Below are 25,024 nucleotides of genomic sequence, written 5' to 3'. Positions count from 1 at the left end.
AGCGCGGCTGTTCGGCACATGAATGTGCAGCCCGCAAAGCAAAGAGCAAAATGTGTCGGGTGAAAAACGGGTCGGGTGCAGGTGATCAACTGTCGAAAGCATTCTGCAACCAGTTCAGCTGACTCGGATGGCTGTCGATGGCCACCACGTCGAAGCGGCAGGGGGAGTTGGCCCAACGCGACTCGCGCTGAAGAAAATACTGCGCAGCGAAAATCAGTTTCTGCTGCTTGCGCCCATCGATACTAGCGAGCGCTCCACCCCATTGAGTGTTTTTTCTGTAGCGAACTTCAACGAATACTACTGTATCGCCATCAAGCATGACCAGATCAAGCTCGCCGCGTTTACATAACCAGTTCTGCGCCAGCAGGCGCAGACCTTGGTTCTGTAGATGCTCGAGCGCTTGGCGCTCGGCATCTTTACCGCTTTGCGAGCGTGACCTGTCGGGCATCAGCGCGGGGTATCCGGCAGACGTTGGACCTGACCATTGACGAACTGCGCCCAAGGCAACTGACGCACAACGCGTTGAGTCTGGGTCATGCCGAGGCTGCCCGACTGGCCTTCGATGCGGCTGTCCGGCAGGGCTTTGAGCTGGCTCAGGCGCGGAGCCAGGCGATAAGCGTCAACGCCCATGGCGTACAGACGCCCCAGACTGCCGGCCGCTTGCGGCCACTGTGCGGTGACTTGTTGGCGCAGCGGATCGCTGGTTTCCAGCAGCCATGGGGTTTCGCAGAAGCGAATGCCGTTCATGTCGTTGTACTGGTTCACATCGCCGCTGGCGCTGTACACATGGGAGGTCGCATAGACCGGAACGTCACCGGCGTACTGGAAGTTCAGGGTCGGCTTGATCTGCTGTGCCTGTTGTGGTGTCGAGGCGAGGAAGATGAATTCGATGTCCTGACTGCGCGACGGTTGTGCGGCTACGTTGGTGCCGGCAGCATTTTGCAGGCTCTTGGCGCGGGCTTCGCTCTGGCGCAGCCGGAACATATCAGCGATCTGCTGAGCCAGTTGCACAGGTTGATCAATGTGCTCGATGGCGACAACGCTGCCGCCATTGGCTTGCCAGTCCTGGCTGAACGCGCGCATTACGCGGTCGCCCCATTCGCCTTTCGGCACCATGATCGCAGCGCGGTGCAGGCCGTCGGCGCGTGCGCGGCGGGACACTTCGCGGGCTTCGTCTTCAGCCGCCAGACCAAACTGAAACAGCTGTGCCGGACCTTGATCGCCTTCGCTGTAGTTCAGTGCCAGGGTGGTGATAGGCAGTTGTGGGCGAGTGCTCAGTTGTTTGACCAGTGGTTTTTCCAGCGGTCCGACCACCAGTTGCACGCCATCGGCTTGAGCCTTGCGATAGAACTCATCCATCGAGGTCAGCTTCGTGCTGTCGTAAAACTCGATGGCTGGCGGCTTCTGCCCGGCCTGTTGAGCCTGATAGTGCGCAGCCATGAAGCCTTCGCGTAGCGCTTTGCCGACAGCAGCCAGTTGACCATCTTGTGGCAGCAGCAGGGCAATCTTGCTCAGGGGCTGGCTGGTCAGCTCCTTGAGTTTGGCCAATGGCAATGGCAGCTTGATGGCGGCCGGATGCTTTGGATTTTGTGCACGCCAGGTGTCGATGGCGGCTTGCTGTTGTTCCAGGGTCCCGGCGGTTTTTACGGCCAGTGCCAGGCCCATCCAGCCACCGAGATCGTCGGTGGTGTTGGGTTGCAGTTGATCGGTCGGCAGCGAGGCGATCAGGCTCCAGATGGCTTCGTGGTTCTTGCTGGCGGCTTCACCTTGCAGCATCGGGGCGATGAAGACGCGCTCACGGGCAGCGGCGAGCGTCTGGCCATCGGCTTCCAGGGCGCGGGCGTGCACGGTGCCGGTGCGTATCTGCTGATCTTCCGGCATTTCACCCAAGTGTTGCAGGCTCGGATGGCTCAGCGCGGTCAGCGCCGCTTTTGGCTGATTGCGCGTCATGGCCAGTTCCGCTGCCAAGGTACTGGCGAAAATCTGCTGGCCTGGCTTGAGTTGCTCCAGTGGCACTTGTTGCAGGATCTGTGCGGACTGTCCGGCATTGCCCTGGCGATAAGCCAGATCTGCGGCGCTCAGGCGCAACAGGGCAGCTTTTTCCGGGGTTTTAGCTTGGGTAGCCTGTTCGAGCATTTGCTCGATGCTGGCATCCGGAGTCCGTGGAAGTTCGCCAAGGCTGGAGGAAGGGGAGCTGGCGCAAGCCGCCAACAAGGCAGCGAGGCAAAGGGCAGTGAACAGCCGCAGGCAAGCGATCATGTAAATGTTCCTGATACTCGATCAAATTAGCGTGGAATTGTACCCAAGCGCTGGCCGGGGCGCGATGTTACTGGCATGAATCAGTCAATTTAGCTGAAGGAAATGTTGCCGCGGCGCACAGTTACGCACAAAACCCAAGGATGCCTGAACGCATCGCGAGCCTCGTGACGCGTTACAATGCCGGCTTTTACCGATCATGAGGTGTGCGCTTTGACTGCTCCAGGTCCTTTGAATTCCGCTGCTGGCTCGCTTTATGTGGTGGCGACGCCCATCGGCAACCTGGACGACATCAGCGCCCGGGCACTGAAAATTCTCCGTGAAGTGGCACTGATCGCGGCGGAAGACACGCGTCACTCGCAACGATTGATGCAGCACTTTGGTATTTCCACACCGCTGGCCGCCTGCCACGAACATAACGAACGAGATGAAGGTAGCCGCTTTATTACCCGTTTGCTGGCGGGTGACAACGTGGCGTTGATCTCTGATGCAGGAACACCGCTGATTTCCGATCCGGGGTATCACTTGGTGCGTCAGGCACGGGCCGCCGGGATCAATGTGGTGCCGGTGCCAGGCGCCTGTGCGCTCATTGCTGCGCTATCGGCGGCGGGGCTGCCGTCTGACCGGTTCATCTTCGAAGGTTTTCTGCCGGCCAAGTCAGTCGGACGCAAGGCGCGCCTGGAAGCCGTCAAGGAAGAGCCGCGCACGTTGATTTTCTATGAGGCGCCGCACCGTATCCTTGAATGTTTGCAGGACATGGAGGCGGTTTTCGGTGGCGAGCGTCAGGCGTTGCTGGCCCGTGAAATCACCAAGACGTTCGAAACCCTTAAAGGTTTGCCGTTGGCTGAGCTGCGCGCATTTGTGGAGTCCGACAGCAATCAGCAGCGCGGCGAGTGTGTGGTGTTGGTGGCAGGCTGGACCGCGCCGGAGTCCGAAGACGCTGTCAGCCGCGAGGCGATGCGCATCCTTGATTTGTTGCTCGAAGAGATGCCGCTCAAGCGTGCGGCGGCGCTTGCAGCGCAAATCACTGGTGAGCGTAAAAACGTGTTGTATCAAGTCGCGCTGGATAAACAGAAGGGTGAGTAACCCATCGCACAGAGCGGGTTTGCGGCTATTAAGGCTTGTTCTTCGGTCGCTCTGCCGTTAACCTTCGCGGCGGAGAGTCGATCGGACAGTCGCTGCCCTCTATGAAAATTAGGGGGGGGAGGAAAGTCCGGGCTCCATAGGGCGAAGTGCCAGGTAATGCCTGGGAGGCGTGAGCCTACGGAAAGTGCCACAGAAAATAACCGCCTAAGTGCTTCGGCACCGGTAAGGGTGAAAAGGTGCGGTAAGAGCGCACCGCACGTCTGGCAACAGTTCGTGGCTAGGTAAACCCCACTTGGAGCAAGACCAAATAGGGTCCCAAGGCGTGGCCCGCGCTGGGACCGGGTAGGTTGCTAAAGATGTCCAGTGATGGCCATCGTAGACGAATGACTGTTCAAGACAGAACCCGGCTTACAGATCGACTCTCCACCTTTTTCTTTCCCTGCTTGAATCAATGGCATCAGGGCTGTGTATTATCAGCAGGCCCTGGCTGAACGTTCGGCAGCGGCAAATGCAGTAATAGCCATTTCCCACCTTGCTTCAATCAACAGCAGAAGCGCATTTGTAATACCGAAAAAATCTTACTCTTAACAAATTACTTTAACTTTCGATCGCAGCTTTCAGTGCGGCATCAAGTTATGGGTCAAAAGTAGTCGCCAGATTCTCGTTGCACCTCCTTTTATGCTCCTAAATCTCCGTTCTGTAAGGGTTTTCCTTTAATCCGCGCCTTGACGGTGTGGTGGGCGCATTCCTATAGTGTGCGCAAGTGGCGGAAAGTGGCATGAAGTGGGTTTTTTGAGCTCAAAACGATAAAAATTGGAGAAACGCAGACGTGTTTCGCGGAGCTAACGCTATCAGTCTCGACGCAAAGGGCCGTCTCGCTATGCCGAGCCGGTACCGTGACGAGCTCGAATCGCGTAGTTCCGGCCAGTTGATTGTCACGATCGATGCCGTTGATCCATGTCTGTGTGTTTACCCGCTCGATGAGTGGGAAATCATTGAAACCAAGTTGCGCGCGCTCCCTTCGCTTCGCGAAGAGAACCGTCGCCTGCAGCGTTTATTGATTGGTAATGCCGTCGACCTCGAGCTCGATGGCAGTGGTCGTTTTCTGGTTCCGCCGCGTCTGCGCGAATACGCCAAATTGGATAAGCGCGCAATGCTGGTAGGCCAACTGAACAAGTTCCAATTGTGGGACGAGGATGCATGGAACGCGGTATCTGCCGCCGACCTTGCTGCCATTCAACAACCGGGCGCGATGCCTGATGAACTGCGTGATTTGATCCTGTGACTATTGATAGCGGCTTTAACCACATCACCGTACTGCTTGACGAAGCCGTCGAGGCTCTCGCCGTACGTCCTGATGGCTGCTATCTGGACGGCACGTTCGGGCGCGGCGGGCACAGTCGGTTGATCCTCAGTCAGCTCGGGCGGGACGGTCGACTCATCGGGTTCGACAAGGATCCCCAAGCGATTGCCACCGGGCAAGCGCTAGCGGCCGAAGACGGCCGCTTTGTCGTTGTGCAGCGCAGCTTTGCCGAGCTCGGTTCAGTCGTCGCCGAACGGGGGCTGGACGGTAAGGTCAGCGGTATTCTGCTCGATCTGGGCGTGTCGTCGCCGCAACTCGACGACGCAGAACGCGGCTTCAGCTTTCTCAATGACGGCCCGCTGGACATGCGCATGGATCCGTCCCGAGGCATCAGCGCCGCCGAGTTCGTCAATACCGCACCGGTTGAAGAAATCGCCCGAGTGTTCAAGGAGTACGGCGAAGAGCGTTTCTCCGGGCGCATGGCCCGTGCCGTCGCCGAGCGTCGCGATATCAAACCGTTCGAGCGCACCGCTGATCTGGCCGAAGTGTTGAAAGTCGCCAACCCGGCATGGGAGAAGGGCAAGAACCCGGCTACCCGTGCATTCCAGGGTTTGCGCATTCACGTCAACAACGAATTGGGTGACCTGGAAGCTGGCCTCGAAGCGGCGCTGCAAGCTCTGGAAGTGGGCGGCCGTCTGGTCGTGATCAGTTTTCATTCGCTCGAAGACCGTATCGTCAAGCTGTTCATGCGCAAACTGGTGAAAGGCGAAGCCGACAACCTGCCGCGCAACCTGCCGGTTCGCCACGTTGCGTTCGAACCGAAAATCAAAATCCATGGCAAAGCGCAGACGGCCTCCGACGCCGAACTCAAAGCCAACCCACGTTCCCGTAGCGCCGTCATGCGTGTCGCGGAGAAGTTGCGGTGAGCAAGCTTTTCGCCAAGCCACTGCCTGGCGGCAGCTTTTTCATGCTGCTGCTGTTTGTCGGCGTGCTCGTGTCGGCCATCGGCGTGTCTTACAGCGCGCACTGGAACCGTCAGTTGCTCAACAACCTTTATAGCGAGCTGAGCGTGCGCGACAAGGCGCAAGCCGAATGGGGTCGTCTGATTCTCGAGCAAAGCACCTGGACCGCACACAGCCGGATCGAAGTACTGGCCACTGAACAACTGAAAATGCACATCCCGGGCGCGGCTGACGTGCAGATGGTGGCGCCATGATGAAGCTTGAAGGCGCACTCTTTCCGTGGCGCTTCCGCCTGATGCTGGCGCTCCTCGGCGTGATGGTCGCAGCGATCTGCTGGCGCATTATCGACCTGCAAGTGGTTGACCGTGACTTCCTCAAAGGTCAGGGCGATGCCCGCAGTCTTCGTCACATTCCGATTCCTGCACACCGTGGTTTGATCACCGACCGCAACGGCGAACCTTTGGCGGTCAGTACCCCGGTGACCACCCTGTGGGCCAACCCCAAGGAAATGCAATCGGCCAAAGAGAAGTGGCCTGCATTGGCGACAGCGCTGGGGCAGGATCCGAAAGCACTGACCGAGCGCCTGGAAGCCCAGGCCAACAAAGAATTCATTTATCTGGTGCGCGGGCTGACTCCCGAGCAGGGTCAGGCTGTGCTCGACCTTAAAGTGCCGGGCGTCTATGGCATCGAAGAATTCCGGCGTTTCTATCCGGCCGGTGAAGTGACGGCGCACATGGTCGGATTCACCGACATCGATGACCACGGTCGTGAGGGTATCGAACTGGCTTATGACGAATGGCTGGCCGGGGTGCCGGGCAAACGACAGGTCATCAAGGATCGGCGCGGGCGGCTGATCAAGGATGTCCAGGTCACCAAAAACGCCAAGGCCGGTAAGCCCTTGGCGTTGTCCATTGACCTGCGTCTGCAATATCTGGCTAACCGCGAACTGCGTAACGCGATCATCGAGAACGGCGCCAAGGCCGGCAGCCTGGTGATCATGGATGTGAAGACCGGCGAGATCCTTGCCATGGTCAACCAGCCGACCTACAACCCGAACAACCGCCGCAACCTGCAGCCGGCGATGATGCGTAACCGCGCGATGATTGACGTGTTCGAGCCCGGTTCGACCATGAAAGCGATCTCGATGAGTGCTGCGATCGAGTCCGGCCGGTGGAAACCGACCGACACCGTCGAGGTGTATCCGGGAACCTTGCAGATTGGTAAATACACCATCAAGGACGTCTCCCGAAGCGAAGGCCCGGTGCTGGACATGACCGGCATTCTGATCAATTCCAGTAACGTCGGCATGAGTAAGGTCGCCTTCGATATTGGTGGTGAAACCATTTACCGTCTCGCGCAGAAAGTCGGCCTGGGCCAGGACACCGGCCTCGGTTTCCCGGGGGAGCGCGTTGGCAACCTGCCTAACTACCGTGAATGGCGCAAGGCCGAAACTGCGACACTGTCCTACGGCTACGGTATTTCCGTGACCGCGATCCAGTTGGTCCACGCCTTTTCGGCGCTGGCCAACAACGGTCGTCTGGCGCCGCTGACGCTGATCAAAACCGACAAGCCGCCGCAAACCACGCAAGTGCTGCCTGAAGCCGTCGCGAAAACCATGCAAGGCATGCTGCAGCAAGTGATCGAGGCGCCTCGTGGCGTGTTCCGTGCGAAGGTGCCGGCGTATCACGTGGCTGGCAAGTCGGGGACGGCGCGCAAGACATCGACGGGCACCAAGGGCTACGCCGAAAATTCCTACCGCTCGCTGTTCGCCGGTTTCGGCCCGATGAGCGACCCGCGTTACGCAATCGTTGTGGTGATCGATGAGCCGTCCAAGGCCGGTTACTTCGGTGGCCTGGTATCGGCGCCGGTGTTCAGCCGTGTGATGTCCGGCACCCTGCGTCTGATGAACGTAACCCCGGACAACCTGCCGACGACACAACAGGCCAACGCCACCCCGGTTATTCCGCTGAAAGCCAATGGAGGGCGCGGCTGATGTCTCTGAGTCTGAACAAGATATTCCCTCACGCCGGCCACGATCTGTTGATCCGTGAACTGGCGCTGGATAGCCGCAACGTGCGCGCGGGTGATCTGTTCCTCGCGGTGCCTGGCGGCAAGTTCGATGGCCGTGCGCACATTGCCGATGCGCTCGCACGCGGCGCTGCAGCGGTGGCTTATGAGGTGGAAGGCGCCACGGTGCTGCCGATCACTGATGTTCCGCTGATCCCGGTCAAGGGTCTGGCCGCACAGTTGTCGGACATCGCCGGGCGCTTTTACGGTGAGCCAAGCCACCATCTGAAGCTGATCGGTGTGACCGGCACTAACGGCAAAACCAGCGTGACCCAATTGGTGGCGCAAGCGCTGGATCTGCTCGGACAGCATTGCGGCATCGTCGGCACGCTGGGTTCCGGCTTCTATGGCGCACTGCAAAGCGGCCTGCACACCACGCCCAATCCAATTGCCGTGCAAGCGACTTTGGGCGACCTGAAAAAGGCCGGCGCCAAAGCTGTCGCCATGGAGGTGTCGTCCCACGGTCTGGATCAGGGGCGGGTGACCGCATTGGCATTTGACGTGGCGGTGATGACCAATTTGTCCCGCGACCATCTGGACTACCACGGCACGATGCAAGCTTACGCCGAGGCCAAGGCCAAGCTGTTCGCCTGGAGCGATCTGAAGTGCCGTGTGGTCAATCTCGACGATGATTTCGGCCGGCAACTGGCGGCCGAAAAACGCGATTCGCGTCTGATTACCTACAGCCTGCTCGACAGCAGTGCCTATCTGTATTGCCGCGAAGCCCAGTTCGATGACCACGGCGTGCTCGCCACCCTGGTGACGCCGCAAGGCGAACATCATTTGCGCAGCACGTTGTTGGGGCGTTTCAACCTGAGCAATATACTGGCCGCGGTCGGTGCCTTGCTGGGGCTGGATTACGCACTGGACGAAATTCTTAAAGTACTGCCAAAACTCGAAGGCCCGGCCGGTCGCATGCAGCGTCTGGGCGGTGGCACGCAACCGTTGGTGGTGGTCGATTACGCCCATACGCCGGATGCCCTGGAAAAAGTGCTGACGGCATTGCGCCCCCACGTCAAAGGTCGGTTGCTGTGCCTGTTCGGCTGCGGCGGTGATCGTGATCGCGGCAAGCGTCCGTTGATGGCCGAAGTGGTCGAGCGTCTGGCCGATCAAGTGCTGGTCACTGACGACAACCCGCGCACCGAAGACCCGGCAGTGATTTTCGATGACATCCGCGCCGGTTTCACCGCTGTGGATAAAGTCACGTTCGTTGCCGGCCGTGGTCAGGCAATTGCCCAACTGATCGCCGGCGCTTCGGCGGATGACGTGATCGTGCTGGCGGGTAAAGGTCACGAGGACTATCAGGAAATCAACGGCGAGCGCCATGCCTTCTCTGATCTGGTCGAGGCCGATCACGCCCTGACCGCGTGGGAGGTGGCCCATGCTTAAGGCCCTCACGCTCAGCGAATTGACCAACGCGCTCGACGCACGCCTGATCAGCGCCGATGCCAGCTTCGACGGCGTCAGCATCGACAGCCGCGCGATCCAGCCCGGCCAACTGTTTATTGCCCTGACCGGCCCGCGTTTCGATGGTCATGACTATTTGAACGACGTCGCCGCCAAAGGCGCCGTTGCCGCGCTGGTCGAGCGTGAAGTCGCCGACAGCACGCTGGCGCAACTGCTGGTCAAAGACACCCGCCAGGCCTTGGGCCAGTTGGGTGCCTTGAACCGTGCCGCCTTCACTCAGCCAGTCGCTGCCATCACCGGCTCCAGCGGCAAAACCACCGTCAAGGAAATGCTTGCGAGCATCCTGCGTACTCGCGGTCCGGTATTGGCCACCCGTGGCAACCTGAACAACGACCTCGGCGCGCCACTGACCCTGCTCGAACTGGCACCGGAACACACGTCGGCCGTGATCGAACTGGGCGCTTCGCGTCTGGGTGAAATTGCTTATACCGTTGGGCTGACCAAGCCCCATGTGGCGATCTTGAACAATGCCGGCACCGCTCACGTCGGTGAGTTCGGCGGCCCGGAAAAAATCGTCGAAGCCAAAGGCGAGATCATCGACGGTCTGGCAGCGGATGGCGTTGCCGTGCTCAATCTCGACGACAAGGCCTTCGGTATCTGGAAGACCCGCGCTGCCGGGCGCAAAGTGCTGACCTTCGCCCTCAGCAATTCGCAGGCTGACTTCTATGCCAGCGACTTGAGCACCGATGCGCGTGGCTGCCCGGCCTTCAATCTGCACACGCCTGAAGGTGTCGAGTACGTTCAACTGAACCTGCTCGGCACGCATAACGTCGCCAATGCCATGGCCGCCGCCGCCGCCGCACACGCCTTGGGTGTGTCGCTCTTCGGCATCGCCACCGGGCTTGGCGCGGTGCAACCGGTCAAGGGTCGCACCGTTGCGCAACTGGCGAAGAACGGCATGCGCGTGATCGATGACACTTACAACGCAAACCCCACCTCAATGTGCGCGGCCGTTGATATACTCGCCGGCTTTTCCGGCCGCACCGTCCTGGTGCTCGGAGACATCGGCGAGTTGGGCGATTGGGCGGAGCAGGGGCACCGCGACGTGGGCGAGTACGCCCGGGGCAAGGTTTGCGCGCTTTATGCCGTTGGGCCGAACATGGTCCACGCCGTAACCGCTTTCGGTGAACAGGCGCATCACTTCGGCACGCAAGCCGAACTGATCCAGGCCCTCGACGCCGAGCAGGACACAAACACCACCATTTTGATCAAGGGTTCGCGCAGTGCAGCGATGGAAAACATCGTGGCGGCTCTGTGCGGGTCCAGTCTGGAGAAACATTAATGCTGCTGCTGCTAGCGGAGTATCTGCAACAGTTCTACAAAGGCTTCGCGGTCTTCCAGTACCTGACCCTGCGCGGGATTCTCGGTGTGCTGACCGCGCTGGTTTTGTCGCTGTGCTATGGCCCGTGGATGATCCGCACTTTGCAGAACCGTCAGATCGGTCAATCCGTTCGTAACGACGGCCCGCAATCGCACCTGTCCAAGTCGGGCACACCGACCATGGGCGGCGCCTTGATTCTGTCCTCGATTGGCGTCAGCACCCTGCTGTGGGCTGACCTGAGCAATCGTTATGTCTGGACCGTGCTGCTGGTGACCCTGTTGTTCGGCGCCATCGGCTGGGTCGACGACTACCGCAAAGTCATCGAGAAAAACTCCCGTGGCCTGCCGAGCCGCTGGAAGTATTTCTGGCAGTCGGTGTTCGGCCTGGGCGCAGCGATCTTCCTTTATATGACCGCTTCCACGCCGGTGGAAACTACGCTGATCCTGCCGATGCTCAAGGATTACAGCATCCCGCTGGGCGCCGGTTTCATCGTGCTGACCTACTTTGTGATCGTCGGTTCGAGCAACGCGGTCAACCTGACTGACGGCCTCGACGGTCTGGCGATCATGCCAACCGTGATGGTCGGCGGCGGCCTCGGTATTTTCTGCTACCTGTCGGGTAACGTGAAATTCGCCGAATACCTGCTGATCCCATATGTGCCCGGCGCGGGGGAACTGATCGTGTTCTGCGGTGCGCTGATCGGTGCCGGTCTGGGCTTCCTCTGGTTCAACACCTATCCGGCGCAAGTGTTCATGGGTGACGTCGGCGCACTGGCGCTGGGCGCAGCCCTGGGCACCATCGCGGTGATCGTCCGTCAGGAAATCGTCCTGTTCATCATGGGCGGCGTGTTCGTGATGGAAACCCTGTCAGTCGTCATTCAGGTGGCGTCCTTCAAGCTGACCGGTCGCCGTGTGTTCCGCATGGCACCGATACACCACCACTTTGAACTCAAAGGCTGGCCCGAGCCACGCGTGATCGTCCGTTTCTGGATCATCACCGTGATTCTCGTGCTGATCGGCCTTGCCACCCTGAAGCTGAGGTAGAACGAGTGTCTCTGATCGCTTCTGACCACTTCCGCATCGTTGTCGGCCTCGGCAAGAGCGGCATGTCCCTGGTTCGCTTCCTGGCGAACCGGGGCGTGTCGTTTGCCGTCGCCGATACGCGGGACAATCCACCGGAACTGGCCACGCTCAAGCGTGACTATCCGCACGTGGAAGTGCGTTGTGGCGAGCTGGACGTCGAATTCCTGTGCCGTGCCGACGAGCTCTACGTGAGCCCCGGCCTGGCGTTGGCGACCCCGGCCCTGCAAGCCGCTGCCGCCCGTGGCGTGAAACTGTCCGGCGACATCGAGTTGTTCGCGCGTAACGCACAGGCGCCAATCGTGGCCATCAGCGGTTCCAACGCGAAAAGCACGGTCACCACCCTGGTTGGCGAGATGGCGGCTGCGGCCGGCAAACGCGTCGCGGTGGGCGGCAACCTCGGGACGCCGGCGCTGGACTTGCTCAGCGACGACATCGAGCTGTACGTGATGGAACTGTCGAGTTTCCAGCTGGAAACCACCGACCAGCTCAACGCCGAAGTGGCGACCGTACTCAACATCAGCGAAGACCACATGGACCGCTACAGCGGTCTGCCGGCCTATCACCTGGCCAAGCACCGGATCTTCCGTGGTGCCAGGCAATTTGTGGTCAACCGTCAGGATGCACTGACGCGGCCATTGATCGGCGAGGGCCAGCCGTGCTGGACCTTCGGTCTGAGCAAACCGGATTTCAAGGCGTTCGGTATCCGGGAAGAAGACGGCGAGAAATACCTGGCCTTTGAATTCCAGAACCTGATGCCGGTGCGCGAGCTGAAAGTTCGCGGCGCACACAACCAGTCCAACGCTCTGGCGGCCCTGGCGCTCGGGCATGCGGTCGGTCTGCCGTTCGACGCGATGCTCGCAGCGCTGCGCAACTTCGCCGGCCTCGAACACCGCTGCCAGTGGGTGCGCGATCTGGACGGCGTTGCTTATTACAACGACTCCAAAGCCACCAACGTTGGCGCCGCGCTGGCGGCCATTGAGGGCTTGGGTGCGGACATCGACGGCAAGATCGTGCTGATCGCCGGTGGCGATGGCAAGGGGGCCGAATTCAACGATCTGCGTGATCCGGTCGCCGCCCACTGCCGTGCCGTGATTCTGATGGGCCGCGACAGCGACAGGATCGGCGCCGCCCTCGGCGACGCCGTTCCACTGATCCGCGTAACGTCATTGGTTGAGGCCGTCGAGCAATGCCGCGCCGCTGCCCAACCGGGCGATGTCGTGCTGCTGTCGCCAGCCTGCGCCAGTTTCGACATGTTCAAGCATTACGAAGACCGTGGTCACCAGTTCGTCCGCGCCGTGGAGGAACTGACATGAGCCTGAGAAACATCATCAAACCGTATCCGTCGCCGATCATCACCGGGCGCGGGATCGACCTCGATTTCCCGATGCTCGCCGGGTGCCTGGCGCTGCTCGGTCTCGGCCTGGTCATGATCGCGTCGGCGTCCACCGAAGTGGCCGCCGCGCAGTCGGGCAGTGCGCTGTACTACATGATTCGCCACCTGATCTATGTGGCGCTGGGCCTTGGCGCCTGCATCATCACCATGATGATTCCAATTGCCACCTGGCAACGGTTGGGCTGGCTGATGCTGCTCGGTGCGTTCGGTCTACTGGTGATGGTGATCATTCCGGGCATCGGCCGGGAAGTGAACGGTTCGATGCGCTGGATCGGTTTCAGCTTCTTCAACGTTCAGCCATCCGAAATCGCCAAAGTGTTCGTGGTGATCTACCTCGCGGGTTACCTGGTGCGGCGCCAGAAAGAAGTGCGCGAGAGCTGGATGGGCTTTTTCAAGCCGTTCATCGTGCTGCTGCCGATGGCGGGGCTGTTGCTGATGGAGCCGGACTTCGGCGCCACCGTCGTGATGATGGGCGCGGCCGCGGCCATGCTGTTCCTTGGCGGAGTCGGCTTGTTCCGCTTTTCGCTGATGGTGGTGCTGGCGGTCGGGGCCGTGGTTTTGCTGATTCAGATGCAGCCGTACCGGATGGCACGTCTGACCAACTTCGCCGACCCGTGGGCCGACCAGTTCGGCGCCGGTTATCAATTGTCGCAAGCCTTGATCGCGTTCGGTCGTGGCGAATGGCTGGGCGTTGGCCTGGGCAACAGCGTGCAGAAGCAGTTCTACCTGCCGGAAGCGCACACCGACTTCGTGTTCTCCGTACTGGCTGAGGAGCTGGGCGCGGTGGGTTCGCTGTGCACCGTGGCGCTGTTCGTATTCGTGTGTATCCGTGGCATGTACATCGGTCTGTGGGCCGAGAAGGCCAAACAGTACTTCGCCGCTTACGTGGCTTACGGTCTGTCGTTCCTGTGGATTGGTCAGTTCCTGATCAACATCGGTGTGAACGTCGGCCTGCTGCCAACCAAGGGCCTGACCTTGCCGTTCCTCAGTTATGGCGGCAGTTCGTTGGTGATCTGCTGTGCCAGCCTGGGTTTGTTGTTGAGGATCGAGTGGGAGAGTCGAACCCACCTGGGCAGCGAAGAGATGGAATTCCATGAGAGCGACTTCGCCGAGGAGCCGAATCATGGGCGCTAACGTATTGATCATGGCCGGCGGAACCGGCGGCCACGTGTTCCCGGCGCTGGCCTGTGCCCGCGAGTTTCAGGCGCGCGGCTACACCGTGCACTGGCTCGGCACGCCACGCGGGATCGAGAACGAACTGGTCCCGGCGGCCGGGCTGGAACTGTATCGGATCAACGCCACTGGCCTGCGCGGCAAGGGCAAGCTGTCGCTGCTCAAGGCGCCGTTCATGCTGCTCAAGTCGGTCTGGCAGGCGCGGGCGATCATTCGCAAGCTGCGTCCGGTGTGCGTGGTCGGCTTCGGTGGTTATGTGACTGGCCCCGGTGGTCTTGCCGCGAAGCTGGCCGGCGTGCCGGTGATCGTTCACGAACAAAACGCCGTGGCCGGCACCGCCAATCGGTTGCTGGTGCCGTTCGCCGCCCGGGTGTGTGAAGCCTTCCCCGACACCTTTACTCTGTCGGACACCCGCCGTACCACCGGAAACCCGGTGCGCAGCGAGCTGTTCCTCGAAACACCGCGACCTGCTCTGGCGGGTCGCAAAGCGCGTTTGCTGATCCTGGGCGGAAGCCTTGGTGCAGAGCCGTTGAATAAATTGCTGCCTGAAGCCCTGGCCCAAGTTGCTGCCGATTTGCGCCCGGAAGTGTTTCATCAGGCCGGCAAAAACCACGATGAAGTGACTGCAGAGCGCTACCGCGCTGCCGGCGTGGATGCGCAGGTGCAGCCGTTCATCAAAGACATGGCCCAAGCCTATGGCTGGGCCGACCTGGTGGTGTGCCGCGCAGGCGCGTTGACCATCAGTGAGCTGGCTGCCGCCGGTCTGCCCTCGATGCTGGTGCCTTTGCCCCACGCGATCGACGATCACCAGACCCGCAACGCCGAATATTTGGCCCGTGAAGGCGCAGCCTTCCTGATGCCGCAAAGAACGACTGGTGCCGCGGACCTTGCCGCGCGCCTGACAGAGGTCTTGATGCAACCGCAACGACTTGAAGAAATGGCCCAAGCGGCCCGCCGTCTGGCGAAACCCGATGCCACCCGTAGTGTGGTCGATTCCTGTCTGGAGGTGTCCCATGGTTGAGAATCAGAAAGCCATGCCACAACCGGAAATGCGCCGCATCCGTCGCATCCACTTCGTCGGTATCGGCGGCGTGGGCATGTGCGGCATTGCCGAAGTGTTGTTGAACCTGGGCTATGAAGTGTCCGGTTCCGACCTGAAAGCTTCGCCGGTCACCGAGCGTCTGGAATCGTTCGGCGCCCACATTTTTATCGGCCACCGTGCCGAGAATGCCGCTGCCGCCGACGTGCTGGTGGTGTCGAGCGCCGTCAATACCTCCAACCCGGAAGTGGCGACCGCGCTGGAACGCCGCATCCCGGTGGTGCCGCGTGCCGAAATGCTCGCCGAACTGATGCGCTACCGCCACGGCATCGCCGTGGCCGGCACCCATGGCAAAACCACCACCACCAGCCTGATCGCTTCGGTGTTCGCCGCCGGTGGCCTGGACCCGACGTTCGTCATCGGTGGTCGTCTGAATGCCGCGGGCACCAATGCCCAGCTCGGCACCAGCCGTTACCTGATCGCCGAAGCGGATGAAAGCGATGCCAGCTTCCTGCACCTGCAACCGCTGGTGGCTGTGGTCACCAACATCGACGCCGACCACATGGCGACCTACGACGGTGACTTCAACAAACTGAAGAAAACCTTCGTTGAGTTCCTGCACAACCTGCCGTTCTACGGTTTGGCAGTGATGTGCCTGGACGATCCGGTGGTGCGCGAAATTCTGCCGCAGGTCAAACGTCCGACCGTGACCTACGGCTTCAGCGAAGACGCCGACGTGCGCGCGATCAATGTGCGCCAGCAAGGCATGCAAACCTTCTTCACCGTGCTGCGTCCAGACCGTGAGCCGCTGGAAGTGTCGGTCAACATGCCGGGCAATCACAACGTGCTGAACTCGCTGGCGACCATCTGCATCGCCACCGACGAAGGCGTCAGCGATGAAGCCATCGTCCAGGGCCTGTCGGGCTTCCAGGGTGTCGGTCGACGCTTCCAGGTCTACGGCGAACTGCCCGTGGACGGCGGCAATGTGATGCTGGTCGACGACTACGGTCACCACCCGACCGAAGTCGCCGCGGTTATTAAAGCCGTACGCGGTGGCTGGCCGGAGCGCCGCCTGGTGATGGTCTATCAGCCGCACCGCTACAGCCGCACCCGTGACCTGTACGACGATTTCGTCAATGTACTGGCCGACGCCAACGTGCTGCTGCTGATGGAAGTCTATCCGGCCGGTGAAGAGCCGATCCCGGGCGCTGACAGCCGCAAGCTGTGCAACAGCATCCGCCAGCGCGGTCAGCTCGACCCGATCTACATCGAACGCGGTGTTGACCTCGCACCGCTGGTCAAGCCGTTGCTGCGTGCCGGCGACATTCTGCTGTGCCAGGGCGCCGGCGATATCGGCGGTCTTGCACCCAAACTGTTGAAAAGTGAGTTGTTCGCTGGCGCCGTGGCGGCGTCGGTCGAGGGGAAGTTGAAATGACTGCTGCCTACGCCAAGCTGTTCTCTACTATTGCGCCGAAAGACTTCGGCCGCGTCGCCGTGCTCTTCGGTGGCTTGAGTGCCGAGCGTGAGGTTTCGCTGAAATCGGGTAATGCCGTGCTCGAGGCGCTGCAAAGCGCGGGTGTGGACGCGTTCGGGATCGACGTCGGCGAAGACTTTCTGCAGCGTCTGCTGAGCGAAAAAATCGACCGTGCCTTCATCATTCTTCACGGCCGTGGCGGTGAAGACGGCAGCATGCAGGGCTTGCTCGAATGCGCCGGCATTCCGTACACCGGCAGCGGCATTCTGGCCTCGGCACTGGCAATGGACAAACTGCGCACCAAGCAGGTCTGGCACAGCCTCGGGATTCCGACGCCGCGTCACGCCGTGCTGTGCAGCGAAGCCGATTGTATTTCTGCTGCGACGGAACTGGGCTTGCCTTTGATCGTCAAACCGGCCCATGAAGGTTCAAGTATCGGGATGGCCAAAGTGAGTTCTGCGTCCGAGTTGATCGACGCATGGAAAGCGGCCAGTACCTACGATTCGCAAGTGTTGGTTGAGCAATGGATTCAAGGTCCGGAGTTCACCATCGCCACCCTGCGTGACCAGGTGTTGCCTCCTATCGCCCTGGGTACACCGCACACGTTCTACGACTACGACGCCAAGTACATCGCCAACGATACCCAGTACCGCATTCCGTGCGGGCTGGATGCCGCCAAGGAACAAGAACTCATGGAACTCACGGCCAAGGCCTGTGAGGCGCTGGGTATTGCCGGTTGGGGCAGGGCGGACGTGATGCAGGACGCCGACGGGCAATTCTGGTTTCTGGAAGTGAACACCGCACCGGGCATGACCGATCACAGTCTGGTGCCGATGGCAGCCCGTGCTGCCGGTCTGGATTTCCAGCAACTGGTTCTGGCCATTCTGGCCGCCAGTGTTGAAGACGCTCGAGGTTAAGACGATGCAAGGCGCTCAGCTCAGACATCAGCCACCCGCACCCGGTCGCAAGCCGGTGCCGCGGGGTGCCAGCCGAATGGTGGCCAAAGAGCCGATGTCCGCGCGCCTGCCAAAAGCCAATTTCGGCTTTCTGAGAAGTCTGTTCTGGCCGGTGCTGCTGTTGGTGCTCGGTTTCGGTACTTACGAAGGCGCCCAGCGTCTGCTGCCTTACGCCGACCGGCCGATCAGCAAGATCGCTGTCCAGGGCGACCTGAGTTACATCAGTCAGCAAGCGGTGCAGCAGCGAATCGCTCCGTATGTGGCGGCGAGCTTCTTCACCATCGACCTGGAGGGCATGCGCAAAGAACTGGAGCAAATGCCCTGGATCGCCCACGCCGAAGTGCGCCGCGTGTGGCCGGATCAAGTGGTGATCCGCCTCGAAGAGCAACTGCCGGTGGCCCGTTGGGGCGACGAGTCGTTGCTCAACAACCAGGGCCAGGCGTTTACGCCCAGAGAGCTGGCGAACTACGAACACTTGCCACAGCTGTTCGGTCCTCAACGGGCTCAACAGCAAGTGATGCAGCAATACCAGGTGCTGAGCCAGATGCTGCGACCGATGGGCTTCTCGATTGCCCGCCTGGAATTGCGTGAGCGCGGTAGCTGGTTCCTGACCACCGGCGCCGGCAGTTCAGGCCCCGGCATCGAGTTGCTGCTGGGACGCGGCAACCTGGTGGAAAAGATGCGCCGCTTCATCGCCATCTATGACAAGACGCTTAAAGACCAGATTACGAACATTGCGCGCATCGATCTGCGCTACGCCAACGGCCTTGCTGTTGGCTGGCGGGAACCTGTAGCGCCGACGACAGCCCAACCGGCTGTCGCGAAGAATTAAGAAGAGGCAGGACCCATGGCAAACGTGCAAAGCGGCAAAATGATCGTCGGTCTGGATATCGGCACCTCCAAGGTGGTGGCGCTGGTAGGCGAGGTCTCGGACGACGGCACGCTGGAAATCGTCGGTATCGGTACGCACCCGTCCCGCGGCCTGAAAAAAGGCGTGGTGGTGAACATCGAGTCCACCGTGCAATCGATCCAGCGTGCGATCGAAGAAGCCCAATTGATGGCGGGCTGTCGCATTCACTCGGCGTTCGTAGGCGTGGCCGGCAATCACATCCGCAGCCTGAACTCCCACGGCATCGTCGCGATTCGTGACCGTGAGGTGAGCTCTGCTGACCTTGAGCGTGTCCTGGACGCTGCGCAGGCCGTGGCGATCCCGGCTGACCAACGCGTGCTGCACACCCTGCCGCAAGATTACGTGATCGATAACCAGGAAGGTGTCCGCGAGCCTTTGGGCATGTCCGGCGTGCGTCTGGAAGCCAAGGTTCACGTCGTCACCTGCGCCGTCAACGCCGCACAGAACATTGAAAAATGCGTGCGCCGTTGTGGCCTGGAAATCGACGACATCATTCTCGAACAACTGGCTTCGGCCTATTCGGTCCTGACCGACGACGAAAAAGAGCTGGGCGTGTGCCTGGTCGACATCGGCGGCGGCACCACCGACATCGCGATCTTCACCGAAGGTGCGATTCGCCACACGGCGGTGATCCCGATTGCCGGTGACCAGGTGACCAACGACATCGCCATGGCGTTGCGCACCCCGACCCAGTACGCCGAAGAAATCAAGATCCGTTACGCCTGCGCCCTGGCCAAACTGGCCGGTGCCGGCGAAACCATCAAAGTGCCGAGCGTCGGCGACCGTCCCCCGCGCGAGCTGTCGCGTCAGGCCCTGGCCGAAGTGGTCGAGCCGCGTTACGACGAACTGTTCACCCTGATCCAGGCCGAGCTGCGTCGCAGCGGCTATGAGGACCTGATCCCGGCCGGCATCGTCCTGACCGGCGGTACTTCGAAGATGGAAGGCGCCACCGAACTGGCCGAAGAAATCTTCCACATGCCGGTTCGTCTGGGCGTGCCGCATGGCGTCAAAGGTCTGGATGACGTGGTGCGCAATCCGATTTATTCCACGGGCGTTGGCTTGTTGATGTACGGCCTGCAAAAGCAGTCCGACGGGGTTTCGTTCTCCGGCATCGGCAGCCGCGACAGCTACAGCAGCGAGGAGCCACAGGCGCCGTTGCTCGATCGATTGAAGAAGTGGGTTCAAGGCAACTTCTAAAGCTTTACCGCAACACCGCAACAAAATGCAGTAGGCGAAAAAACTAGAGAACGTAAGGAGAGGGAAAATGTTCGAACTCGTAGACAACATCCCCGCAAGCCCGGTAATTAAAGTTATCGGTGTTGGCGGTGGCGGCGGCAACGCTGTCAATCACATGGTCAAGAGCAACATCGAAGGCGTCGAATTCATCTGCGCCAACACTGATGCTCAAGCGCTGAAAAACATCGGCGCGCGTACCATCCTGCAACTGGGCACAGGTGTCACCAAAGGCCTGGGCGCCGGCGCGAATCCGGAAGTCGGCCGTCAGGCTGCTCTGGAAGACCGCGAGCGCATTGCTGAAGTGCTGGCCGGCACCAACATGGTGTTCATCACCACGGGCATGGGCGGTGGTACCGGTACCGGTGCTGCGCCGATCATTGCCGAAGTGGCCAAGGAAATGGGCATCCTGACCGTTGCGGTCGTGACCCGTCCGTTCCCGTTCGAAGGCCGCAAGCGTATGCAGATCGCCGACGAAGGCATCCGCATGCTGTCCGAAAGCGTCGACTCGTTGATCACCATTCCTAACGAGAAGCTGCTGACCATCCTCGGTAAAGACGCAAGCCTCCTGTCGGCTTTTGCCAAGGCTGACGATGTTCTGGCCGGTGCCGTTCGCGGTATTTCCGACATCATCAAGCGTCCGGGCATGATCAACGTCGACTTTGCCGACGTGCGTACCGTGATGAGCGAAATGGGCATGGCGATGATGGGCACTGGCTGCGCCAGCGGTCCGAACCGTGCACGTGAAGCCACTGAAGCGGCCATTCGCAACCCGCTGCTGGAAGACGTGAACCTGCAAGGCGCACGCGGCATTCTGGTGAACATCACCGCCGGTCCTGACCTGTCTCTGGGTGAGTACTCCGACGTGGGTAGCATCATCGAAGCCTTCGCTTCCGAGCACGCCATGGTCAAGGTCGGTACCGTTATCGATCCGGACATGCGCGATGAACTGCACGTCACCGTGGTTGCCACCGGTCTGGGCGCGAAGATCGAGAAGCCTGTGAAGGTTATCGACAATACCGTTCACACCTCGATGGCGGCTTCTCAGGTGCAGCAACCGGCTCCGGCCCGTCAGGAAGCGCCAGCGGTGAACTACCGTGATCTGGACCGTCCGACCGTCATGCGCAACCAGGCTCAGGCCGGTGCTGCGGCTGCCGCGAAGATGAATCCGCAAGATGACCTGGACTACCTGGATATCCCGGCATTCCTGCGTCGTCAGGCCGATTGATGGAATGTATCAGGCCTATGAAGGTGATTGGTGTTCAGCAAAGGTTCGGTCTGCTATCATCGCCAGCCTTTGTTGATACCAGTTCGCAATTTGCGCTGAAGCGGCCCAAGCCATGATTAAACAACGCACACTGAAAAATATTATCCGTGCCACAGGTGTAGGCCTGCATTCCGGGGAGAAGGTCTACCTGACCCTCAAGCCTGCGCCTGTCGACACTGGCATTGTGTTTTGTCGCGCTGACCTCGACCCTGTGGTGCAGATTCCTGCCCGCGCGGAAAACGTCGGTGAAACCACTATGTCGACGACGCTGATAAACGGCGACGTCAAAGTGGACACGGTAGAGCACTTGCTCTCGGCCATGGCTGGCCTGGGCATCGATAACGCCTACGTCGAGCTCTCCGCGTCCGAAGTCCCGATCATGGATGGCAGCGCTGGACCCTTCGTATTCCTGATTCAATCGGCTGGCCTGGAAGAACAGGACGCCGCCAAGAAATTCATCCGCATCCTGCGTGAAGTGACAGTGGAAGACGGCGACAAGCGCGCCACTTTCGTTCCTTTCGAAGGGTTCAAGGTGAGCTTCGAGATCGATTTCGATCACCCGGTTTTCCGGGACCGCACCCAAAGTGCAAGCGTGGATTTTTCCAGCACTTCTTTCGTAAAAGAAGTCAGCCGCGCCCGTACCTTTGGTTTCATGAGTGACATCGAGTACCTGCGCAAGCACAACCTCGCACTCGGCGGCAGCGTTGAAAACGCAATCGTGGTCGATGCCGATGGCGTACTGAACGAAGACGGCCTTCGCTATGAAGACGAATTCGTGAAGCACAAGATCCTCGATGCCATTGGCGATCTGTACCTGCTGGGCAATAGCCTGATTGGTGAGTTCAAAGGCTTCAAGTCCGGTCATGCACTGAACAACCAGTTGCTGCGCAAGTTGATTGAGCAGACAGATGCTTGGGAAGTGGTGACGTTCGAAGACGCCAGCACCGCACCCATCTCTTACATGCGCCCTGTTGCGGCGGTGTAAGTAAAAAACCTCTCTAGTTTTTTGAAGGCCACCTTTGGGTGGCCTTTTTTTATTGTTTGAAACAGAACTCAGCCCGCCAGCACTCGGTTGCGTCCACCTTCCTTGGCCTGATACAACGCCTTGTCCGCCGCAAACAGCAACTGCTCCAGCGTCATCTCGCTCGCTGCCGTCCAGGTGCTGATACCGATACTCACCGTCATCGGCACCTGTGCCCCGTCGACCAGCGGCAATTGTTCCACCGCCTCACGAATATGTTCGGCAATCTGCTGCGCGCCATGACTGTCGGTCTCGGCAAGAATCACCGAAAACTCCTCGCCGCCATAACGCGCCACCAAGTCTGCCGGCCGTCGCACGTTCGCCGTGATGACTTTGGCCAGCTCGCGTAATGCCTGGTCACCCGCCTGGTGCCCATGCCGGTCGTTAAAGGCCTTGAAGTGATCGGCATCGATCATCATTACCGACAATGGTTTGCCCGCACGCTGGGCGCGGAACCACTCGTGGCGCAGCGATTGATCGAGCATCCGCCGATTGGCCAGACCGGTCAGTGCGTCCGTGGCAGCCAGTTGCGCCAGATCCCGTTCGGCCCGTTGGCGCAGGCGCAGTTCGCGGGCGAGCAGCCAGGTCAGCCACAACAACCCCAGACACAACACCCCCGTGGCGCCGCTGATCAGCATCGCCGTACGCCGCCAAGTGGCGAAGACTTCATCGCCGGACAGCGCAACGATGACCACCAGGGGCAAATTGCCGACCCGCGAATAGGTGTAGAGCCGCTGCTGTTGATCCATGCTCGATGTGCTGCTGAAACTCCCACTGCCGTCCCTGTCGCGCAGTATGCGCAGCACGTTGGGCCGGTTGCCGAAGCTTTTGCCGATAGAGTCGCTTTGCAGGTAAGGTTTCTGCGCCAGCAACACGCCATCGTTATTGATGATGTTGAGTGTGCTGTCGTTGCCGATATTCAGGCTGTTGAACAACTGCTCGAAGTAATCGAGCTTCATCGACGCCACAGCCACGCCGATGAACTTACCAGTGTCCGAAGACACCCGCCGACTGAAGCTGATCCGCCATTGGTTGGCCTCATCGCAATCACAACGGGTCTTGAACGGACGGCTGATAAACATGCCGACGTCGCGGTTGAACGCATGGGCCAGGAAGTAATCACGGTCGGCGAAATTGCCGGGTTTAGGTTCGACTCTTGAAGAGTCGGCGATCACATCGCCGTGTTTGTCGAGCAACAGAATGTCGCCCTTGAAGCGTGCAGTGGTCGAGCGGTCGAACAGCGCCAGATGGCGGATTTGCGGCGAGACCGCTTGCAAGTCGTCGCGCTGTGCAGCGGCAATCAGACCTTGCAGCGTCAGGTCGTACAGCTCGACGGTACGCAGCACGTCGGCGTCGATCAACTGGGCAATGGTCGTGGCACTGCGGGTGGCCGTTTCCTGAGCGTTGGCGTGCTCACGGATCAGTAGAAAAGTGACGATGCACAAAATCGCGAACACGGTCAGCGAACTGCCGCAGATCAGCAGCAGCTCGGGGCGTCCGGTCTTGCCCGCAACAGGTGGGGTAAGGCTCGCGATCATGATGCGCTTTCGGTTGAGAGGTCCTTTGAGCGTAGCGCCGATCCTAGAAGACGTTGATCGGGTAGTCGAAGATTACGCGGTATTCATCAGTGTCTGTATCAATCGCGCCGTAACCGTTGCTGCCACGGTGGGTTGCCCATTGCAGACGCACGGCCAGATCTTTGGCCTGACCGCTTTGCACCACGTACTTCAGATCGATGTCGCGTTCCCAGTGCTTGGCGTTTCGCCCTTCGGCGCTGTACCAATTGGAGTAACCCTGACTGTCCGGGTCCACTTTGCTCAGATCAAGCGTTCCGCGCGAGTAGGACACCGCCCAATTCAGGCCCGGCACACCGACACCCGCGAAGTCATAGGCGTATTTGAGCTTCCACGAGCGTTCGTTCGGGCCGTTGAAGTCCGAGTATTGCTGCGAGTTGTCCAGGTAAACGCTGTCGCCCTGACTGATGTAATCGAACGGCGTGTTGCCGTTGACCCGCTGATACGCGGCGGTGACGCTGTGGCCGCCGACACCGACCGTGACGTGCAAGCTGTAGGTGTTGTTGTCGATGTTGCCCAGCAGCGCATCGCCCGTGTCTTGGGTGTGATAGACGTGCAGGCCCGGATTGAGGCTGATCACATCGTTCAATTGCCAGGTGTAGTCGAGGTCGTAGTAGTACTGGTTCCAGATGTCTTTGAGTTCGGAGGCGTAAAGGCTGCTGGTCAGGCCCTCGACACCGCTCCAGGCCACGCCCGCCCAGTTCAGGTGACGGCTGTCATCGCCATCGACCAGGGCGCCATAGGAGGTGCCGATGCGTGTGTGGCCGCTCTGGTTGTAAGGCTTGGTGAAACTGGCCTGACCGCCTTCGATCAACCAGCCGTCGAAGCTGTGGTTGGTCAGGCTGACGCCTCGGAACGTCTGCGGCAGCATACGGCTGTCACCACCAGCAATCACCGGGTTGGTGAGAAACAGATCGCCGGCCTTCAGCTCAGTATCGAACGCGCGCATTTTCAAGGTGCCGCCGGCCGTCGAGAATGCGCCCGGCGCTTTGCCGTGGCCATCACTGATCGGCAGGATGCTGGAGCCATCCGTACCGCCACCGCCGTCGAGTTTCAGCCCGAGCATGGCGTGTGCATCAACGCCAAAGCCGACCGTGCCTTCGGTATAGCCGGACTGAAAGATGCCGAGAAAGCCCTGGCCCCACTCGATGTTGTCGTCTGTGCGCTGGAGACGATTGCGATTGATGTAGTAATTGCGGGCGTTGAGGTTGAGATTCGAGCCCTCGGCGAAACCTTCTTTGGCCGGCTCGTCGGCGTGGGCGGAGGATGCCATCGTTGCGGCAACTGCAATGAACAACGGAGTAAAACGGACTGGGTAACGCACGTGCAGGGGAGCTCCTTGGGGTCGATTGGCACTTCAATGTATCGAGGTGCTCAACGTTTCTTATTGGGGAAGACGCACCAAACGGCTTTCAGCCCACAACGAAAAAAGGCCGCTGA

General features: G+C 60.2%; 21 protein-coding genes and 1 other RNA gene. 18 read left to right on the top strand and 4 right to left on the bottom strand.

Annotated elements, in window-relative coordinates; genetic code table 11:
* Positions 1-85: 85 nt before the first annotated feature.
* Positions 86-448, bottom strand: coding sequence for a YraN family protein (locus tag AACY50_RS14825; RefSeq protein WP_150592666.1), 363 nt, complete (start codon positions 446-448; stop codon positions 86-88).
* Positions 448-2,259: a penicillin-binding protein activator gene (locus AACY50_RS14820; protein ID WP_339432160.1), complete on the bottom strand. Its 1,812-nt coding sequence runs from the start codon at positions 2,257-2,259 to the stop codon at positions 448-450. Before AACY50_RS14820 ends, AACY50_RS14825 begins: the two co-directional genes overlap by 1 nt.
* 177 nt (positions 2,260-2,436) lie before the next feature.
* Here AACY50_RS14820 and rsmI point away from each other — a divergent pair, with 177 nt between their 5' ends.
* The 18 genes from rsmI to lpxC all read left to right on the top strand — a co-directional run bounded on the left by rsmI (position 2,437) and on the right by lpxC (position 21,974).
* Positions 2,437-3,342, top strand: coding sequence for a 16S rRNA (cytidine(1402)-2'-O)-methyltransferase (rsmI, locus tag AACY50_RS14815; protein ID WP_339538782.1), 906 nt, complete (start codon positions 2,437-2,439; stop codon positions 3,340-3,342).
* Between the two features lie 73 nt (positions 3,343-3,415).
* Positions 3,416-3,769, top strand: an RNA gene (gene rnpB, locus AACY50_RS14810) — RNase P RNA component class A.
* 402 nt (positions 3,770-4,171) lie between these two features.
* A complete protein-coding gene (gene mraZ / locus AACY50_RS14805) occupies positions 4,172-4,627 on the top strand; it encodes a division/cell wall cluster transcriptional repressor MraZ (RefSeq protein WP_221731512.1) in 456 nt (151 codons plus the stop codon).
* The gene (rsmH, locus tag AACY50_RS14800) at positions 4,624-5,571 is read left to right on the top strand and encodes a 16S rRNA (cytosine(1402)-N(4))-methyltransferase RsmH (protein WP_401162420.1); all 948 of its coding nucleotides are present in this window, start codon (positions 4,624-4,626) and stop codon (positions 5,569-5,571) included. Before mraZ ends, rsmH begins: the two co-directional genes overlap by 4 nt.
* Complete coding sequence (gene ftsL / locus AACY50_RS14795; RefSeq protein ID WP_339432158.1) at positions 5,568-5,861, top strand: cell division protein FtsL; 294 nt, start codon at positions 5,568-5,570, stop codon at positions 5,859-5,861. The genes rsmH and ftsL overlap by 4 nt, the downstream gene beginning before the upstream one ends.
* The gene (locus AACY50_RS14790; protein WP_339465336.1) at positions 5,861-7,600 is read left to right on the top strand and encodes a peptidoglycan D,D-transpeptidase FtsI family protein; all 1,740 of its coding nucleotides are present in this window, start codon (positions 5,861-5,863) and stop codon (positions 7,598-7,600) included. Before ftsL ends, AACY50_RS14790 begins: the two co-directional genes overlap by 1 nt.
* Positions 7,600-9,063, top strand: a complete 1,464-nt coding sequence (locus AACY50_RS14785) for a UDP-N-acetylmuramoyl-L-alanyl-D-glutamate--2,6-diaminopimelate ligase (RefSeq protein ID WP_339432157.1) — start codon at positions 7,600-7,602, stop codon at positions 9,061-9,063. Before AACY50_RS14790 ends, AACY50_RS14785 begins: the two co-directional genes overlap by 1 nt.
* On the top strand, positions 9,056-10,423 hold the full coding sequence (locus AACY50_RS14780; RefSeq protein ID WP_339432156.1) for a UDP-N-acetylmuramoyl-tripeptide--D-alanyl-D-alanine ligase: 1,368 nt from the start codon (positions 9,056-9,058) through the stop codon (positions 10,421-10,423). Before AACY50_RS14785 ends, AACY50_RS14780 begins: the two co-directional genes overlap by 8 nt.
* Positions 10,423-11,505 carry a phospho-N-acetylmuramoyl-pentapeptide-transferase gene (gene mraY, locus AACY50_RS14775; protein ID WP_103306215.1) on the top strand — a complete coding sequence of 361 codons (1,083 nt, stop codon included), beginning with the start codon at positions 10,423-10,425 and terminating at the stop codon, positions 11,503-11,505. The genes AACY50_RS14780 and mraY overlap by 1 nt, the downstream gene beginning before the upstream one ends.
* 5 nt (positions 11,506-11,510) lie before the next feature.
* Positions 11,511-12,857 carry a UDP-N-acetylmuramoyl-L-alanine--D-glutamate ligase gene (murD, locus tag AACY50_RS14770; RefSeq protein WP_339465301.1) on the top strand — a complete coding sequence of 449 codons (1,347 nt, stop codon included), beginning with the start codon at positions 11,511-11,513 and terminating at the stop codon, positions 12,855-12,857.
* Positions 12,854-14,071: a putative lipid II flippase FtsW gene (gene ftsW / locus AACY50_RS14765; protein ID WP_445261490.1), complete on the top strand. Its 1,218-nt coding sequence runs from the start codon at positions 12,854-12,856 to the stop codon at positions 14,069-14,071. Before murD ends, ftsW begins: the two co-directional genes overlap by 4 nt.
* A complete protein-coding gene (murG, locus tag AACY50_RS14760; protein WP_339465300.1) occupies positions 14,061-15,131 on the top strand; it encodes an undecaprenyldiphospho-muramoylpentapeptide beta-N-acetylglucosaminyltransferase in 1,071 nt (356 codons plus the stop codon). Before ftsW ends, murG begins: the two co-directional genes overlap by 11 nt.
* Positions 15,124-16,584 (top strand): UDP-N-acetylmuramate--L-alanine ligase, encoded by a 1,461-nt coding sequence (gene murC, locus AACY50_RS14755; RefSeq protein WP_339432153.1) that lies wholly within the window; start codon positions 15,124-15,126, stop codon positions 16,582-16,584. Before murG ends, murC begins: the two co-directional genes overlap by 8 nt.
* A complete protein-coding gene (locus AACY50_RS14750; protein WP_339432152.1) occupies positions 16,581-17,540 on the top strand; it encodes a D-alanine--D-alanine ligase in 960 nt (319 codons plus the stop codon). Before murC ends, AACY50_RS14750 begins: the two co-directional genes overlap by 4 nt.
* A 4-nt stretch (positions 17,541-17,544) precedes the next feature.
* Positions 17,545-18,411, top strand: coding sequence for a cell division protein FtsQ/DivIB (locus AACY50_RS14745; RefSeq protein ID WP_339432151.1), 867 nt, complete (start codon positions 17,545-17,547; stop codon positions 18,409-18,411).
* Positions 18,412-18,426: 15 nt separating this feature from the next.
* Positions 18,427-19,686: a cell division protein FtsA gene (gene ftsA, locus AACY50_RS14740; protein WP_047303071.1), complete on the top strand. Its 1,260-nt coding sequence runs from the start codon at positions 18,427-18,429 to the stop codon at positions 19,684-19,686.
* Positions 19,687-19,753: 67 nt separating this feature from the next.
* A complete protein-coding gene (gene ftsZ / locus AACY50_RS14735) occupies positions 19,754-20,950 on the top strand; it encodes a cell division protein FtsZ (RefSeq protein WP_221731503.1) in 1,197 nt (398 codons plus the stop codon).
* 112 nt (positions 20,951-21,062) lie between these two features.
* Positions 21,063-21,974 (top strand): UDP-3-O-acyl-N-acetylglucosamine deacetylase, encoded by a 912-nt coding sequence (gene lpxC / locus AACY50_RS14730; RefSeq protein WP_007916984.1) that lies wholly within the window; start codon positions 21,063-21,065, stop codon positions 21,972-21,974.
* Between the two features lie 68 nt (positions 21,975-22,042).
* On the opposite strand, the gene AACY50_RS14725 is transcribed toward lpxC, so the two are convergent.
* Together AACY50_RS14725 and AACY50_RS14720 are read right to left on the bottom strand one after the other, a co-directional pair.
* Positions 22,043-23,548: a sensor domain-containing diguanylate cyclase gene (locus tag AACY50_RS14725; RefSeq protein ID WP_339538781.1), complete on the bottom strand. Its 1,506-nt coding sequence runs from the start codon at positions 23,546-23,548 to the stop codon at positions 22,043-22,045.
* A gap of 43 nt (positions 23,549-23,591) precedes the next feature.
* Positions 23,592-24,908 (bottom strand): OprD family porin, encoded by a 1,317-nt coding sequence (locus AACY50_RS14720; RefSeq protein WP_339538780.1) that lies wholly within the window; start codon positions 24,906-24,908, stop codon positions 23,592-23,594.
* Between the last annotated feature and the right edge of the window lie 116 nt (positions 24,909-25,024).

The sequence above is a fragment of the Pseudomonas sp. RA_15y_Pfl2_54 genome (assembly GCF_963971015.1).
GTDB classification, from domain to species: Bacteria; Pseudomonadota; Gammaproteobacteria; order Pseudomonadales; family Pseudomonadaceae; genus Aquipseudomonas; species Aquipseudomonas baetica_A.
This window is presented reverse-complemented; position numbering and strand designations above follow the sequence as displayed.

Coding starts and splice junctions, on each gene's coding strand:
- AACY50_RS14790 (WP_339465336.1), top strand. CDS start 5,861: ATGAAGCTTGAAGGCGCACTCTTTCCGTGGCGCTTCCGCCTGATGCTG.
- AACY50_RS14750 (WP_339432152.1), top strand. CDS start 16,581: ATGACTGCTGCCTACGCCAAGCTGTTCTCTACTATTGCGCCGAAAGAC.
- AACY50_RS14820 (WP_339432160.1), bottom strand. CDS start 2,259: ATGATCGCTTGCCTGCGGCTGTTCACTGCCCTTTGCCTCGCTGCCTTG.
- murC (WP_339432153.1), top strand. CDS start 15,124: ATGGTTGAGAATCAGAAAGCCATGCCACAACCGGAAATGCGCCGCATC.
- ftsW (WP_445261490.1), top strand. CDS start 12,854: ATGAGCCTGAGAAACATCATCAAACCGTATCCGTCGCCGATCATCACC.
- AACY50_RS14780 (WP_339432156.1), top strand. CDS start 9,056: ATGCTTAAGGCCCTCACGCTCAGCGAATTGACCAACGCGCTCGACGCA.
- AACY50_RS14825 (WP_150592666.1), bottom strand. CDS start 448: ATGCCCGACAGGTCACGCTCGCAAAGCGGTAAAGATGCCGAGCGCCAA.
- ftsA (WP_047303071.1), top strand. CDS start 18,427: ATGGCAAACGTGCAAAGCGGCAAAATGATCGTCGGTCTGGATATCGGC.
- rsmI (WP_339538782.1), top strand. CDS start 2,437: ATGCCGGCTTTTACCGATCATGAGGTGTGCGCTTTGACTGCTCCAGGT.
- AACY50_RS14725 (WP_339538781.1), bottom strand. CDS start 23,548: ATGATCGCGAGCCTTACCCCACCTGTTGCGGGCAAGACCGGACGCCCC.
- AACY50_RS14745 (WP_339432151.1), top strand. CDS start 17,545: ATGCAAGGCGCTCAGCTCAGACATCAGCCACCCGCACCCGGTCGCAAG.
- AACY50_RS14785 (WP_339432157.1), top strand. CDS start 7,600: ATGTCTCTGAGTCTGAACAAGATATTCCCTCACGCCGGCCACGATCTG.
- mraY (WP_103306215.1), top strand. CDS start 10,423: ATGCTGCTGCTGCTAGCGGAGTATCTGCAACAGTTCTACAAAGGCTTC.
- ftsZ (WP_221731503.1), top strand. CDS start 19,754: ATGTTCGAACTCGTAGACAACATCCCCGCAAGCCCGGTAATTAAAGTT.
- murG (WP_339465300.1), top strand. CDS start 14,061: ATGGGCGCTAACGTATTGATCATGGCCGGCGGAACCGGCGGCCACGTG.
- lpxC (WP_007916984.1), top strand. CDS start 21,063: ATGATTAAACAACGCACACTGAAAAATATTATCCGTGCCACAGGTGTA.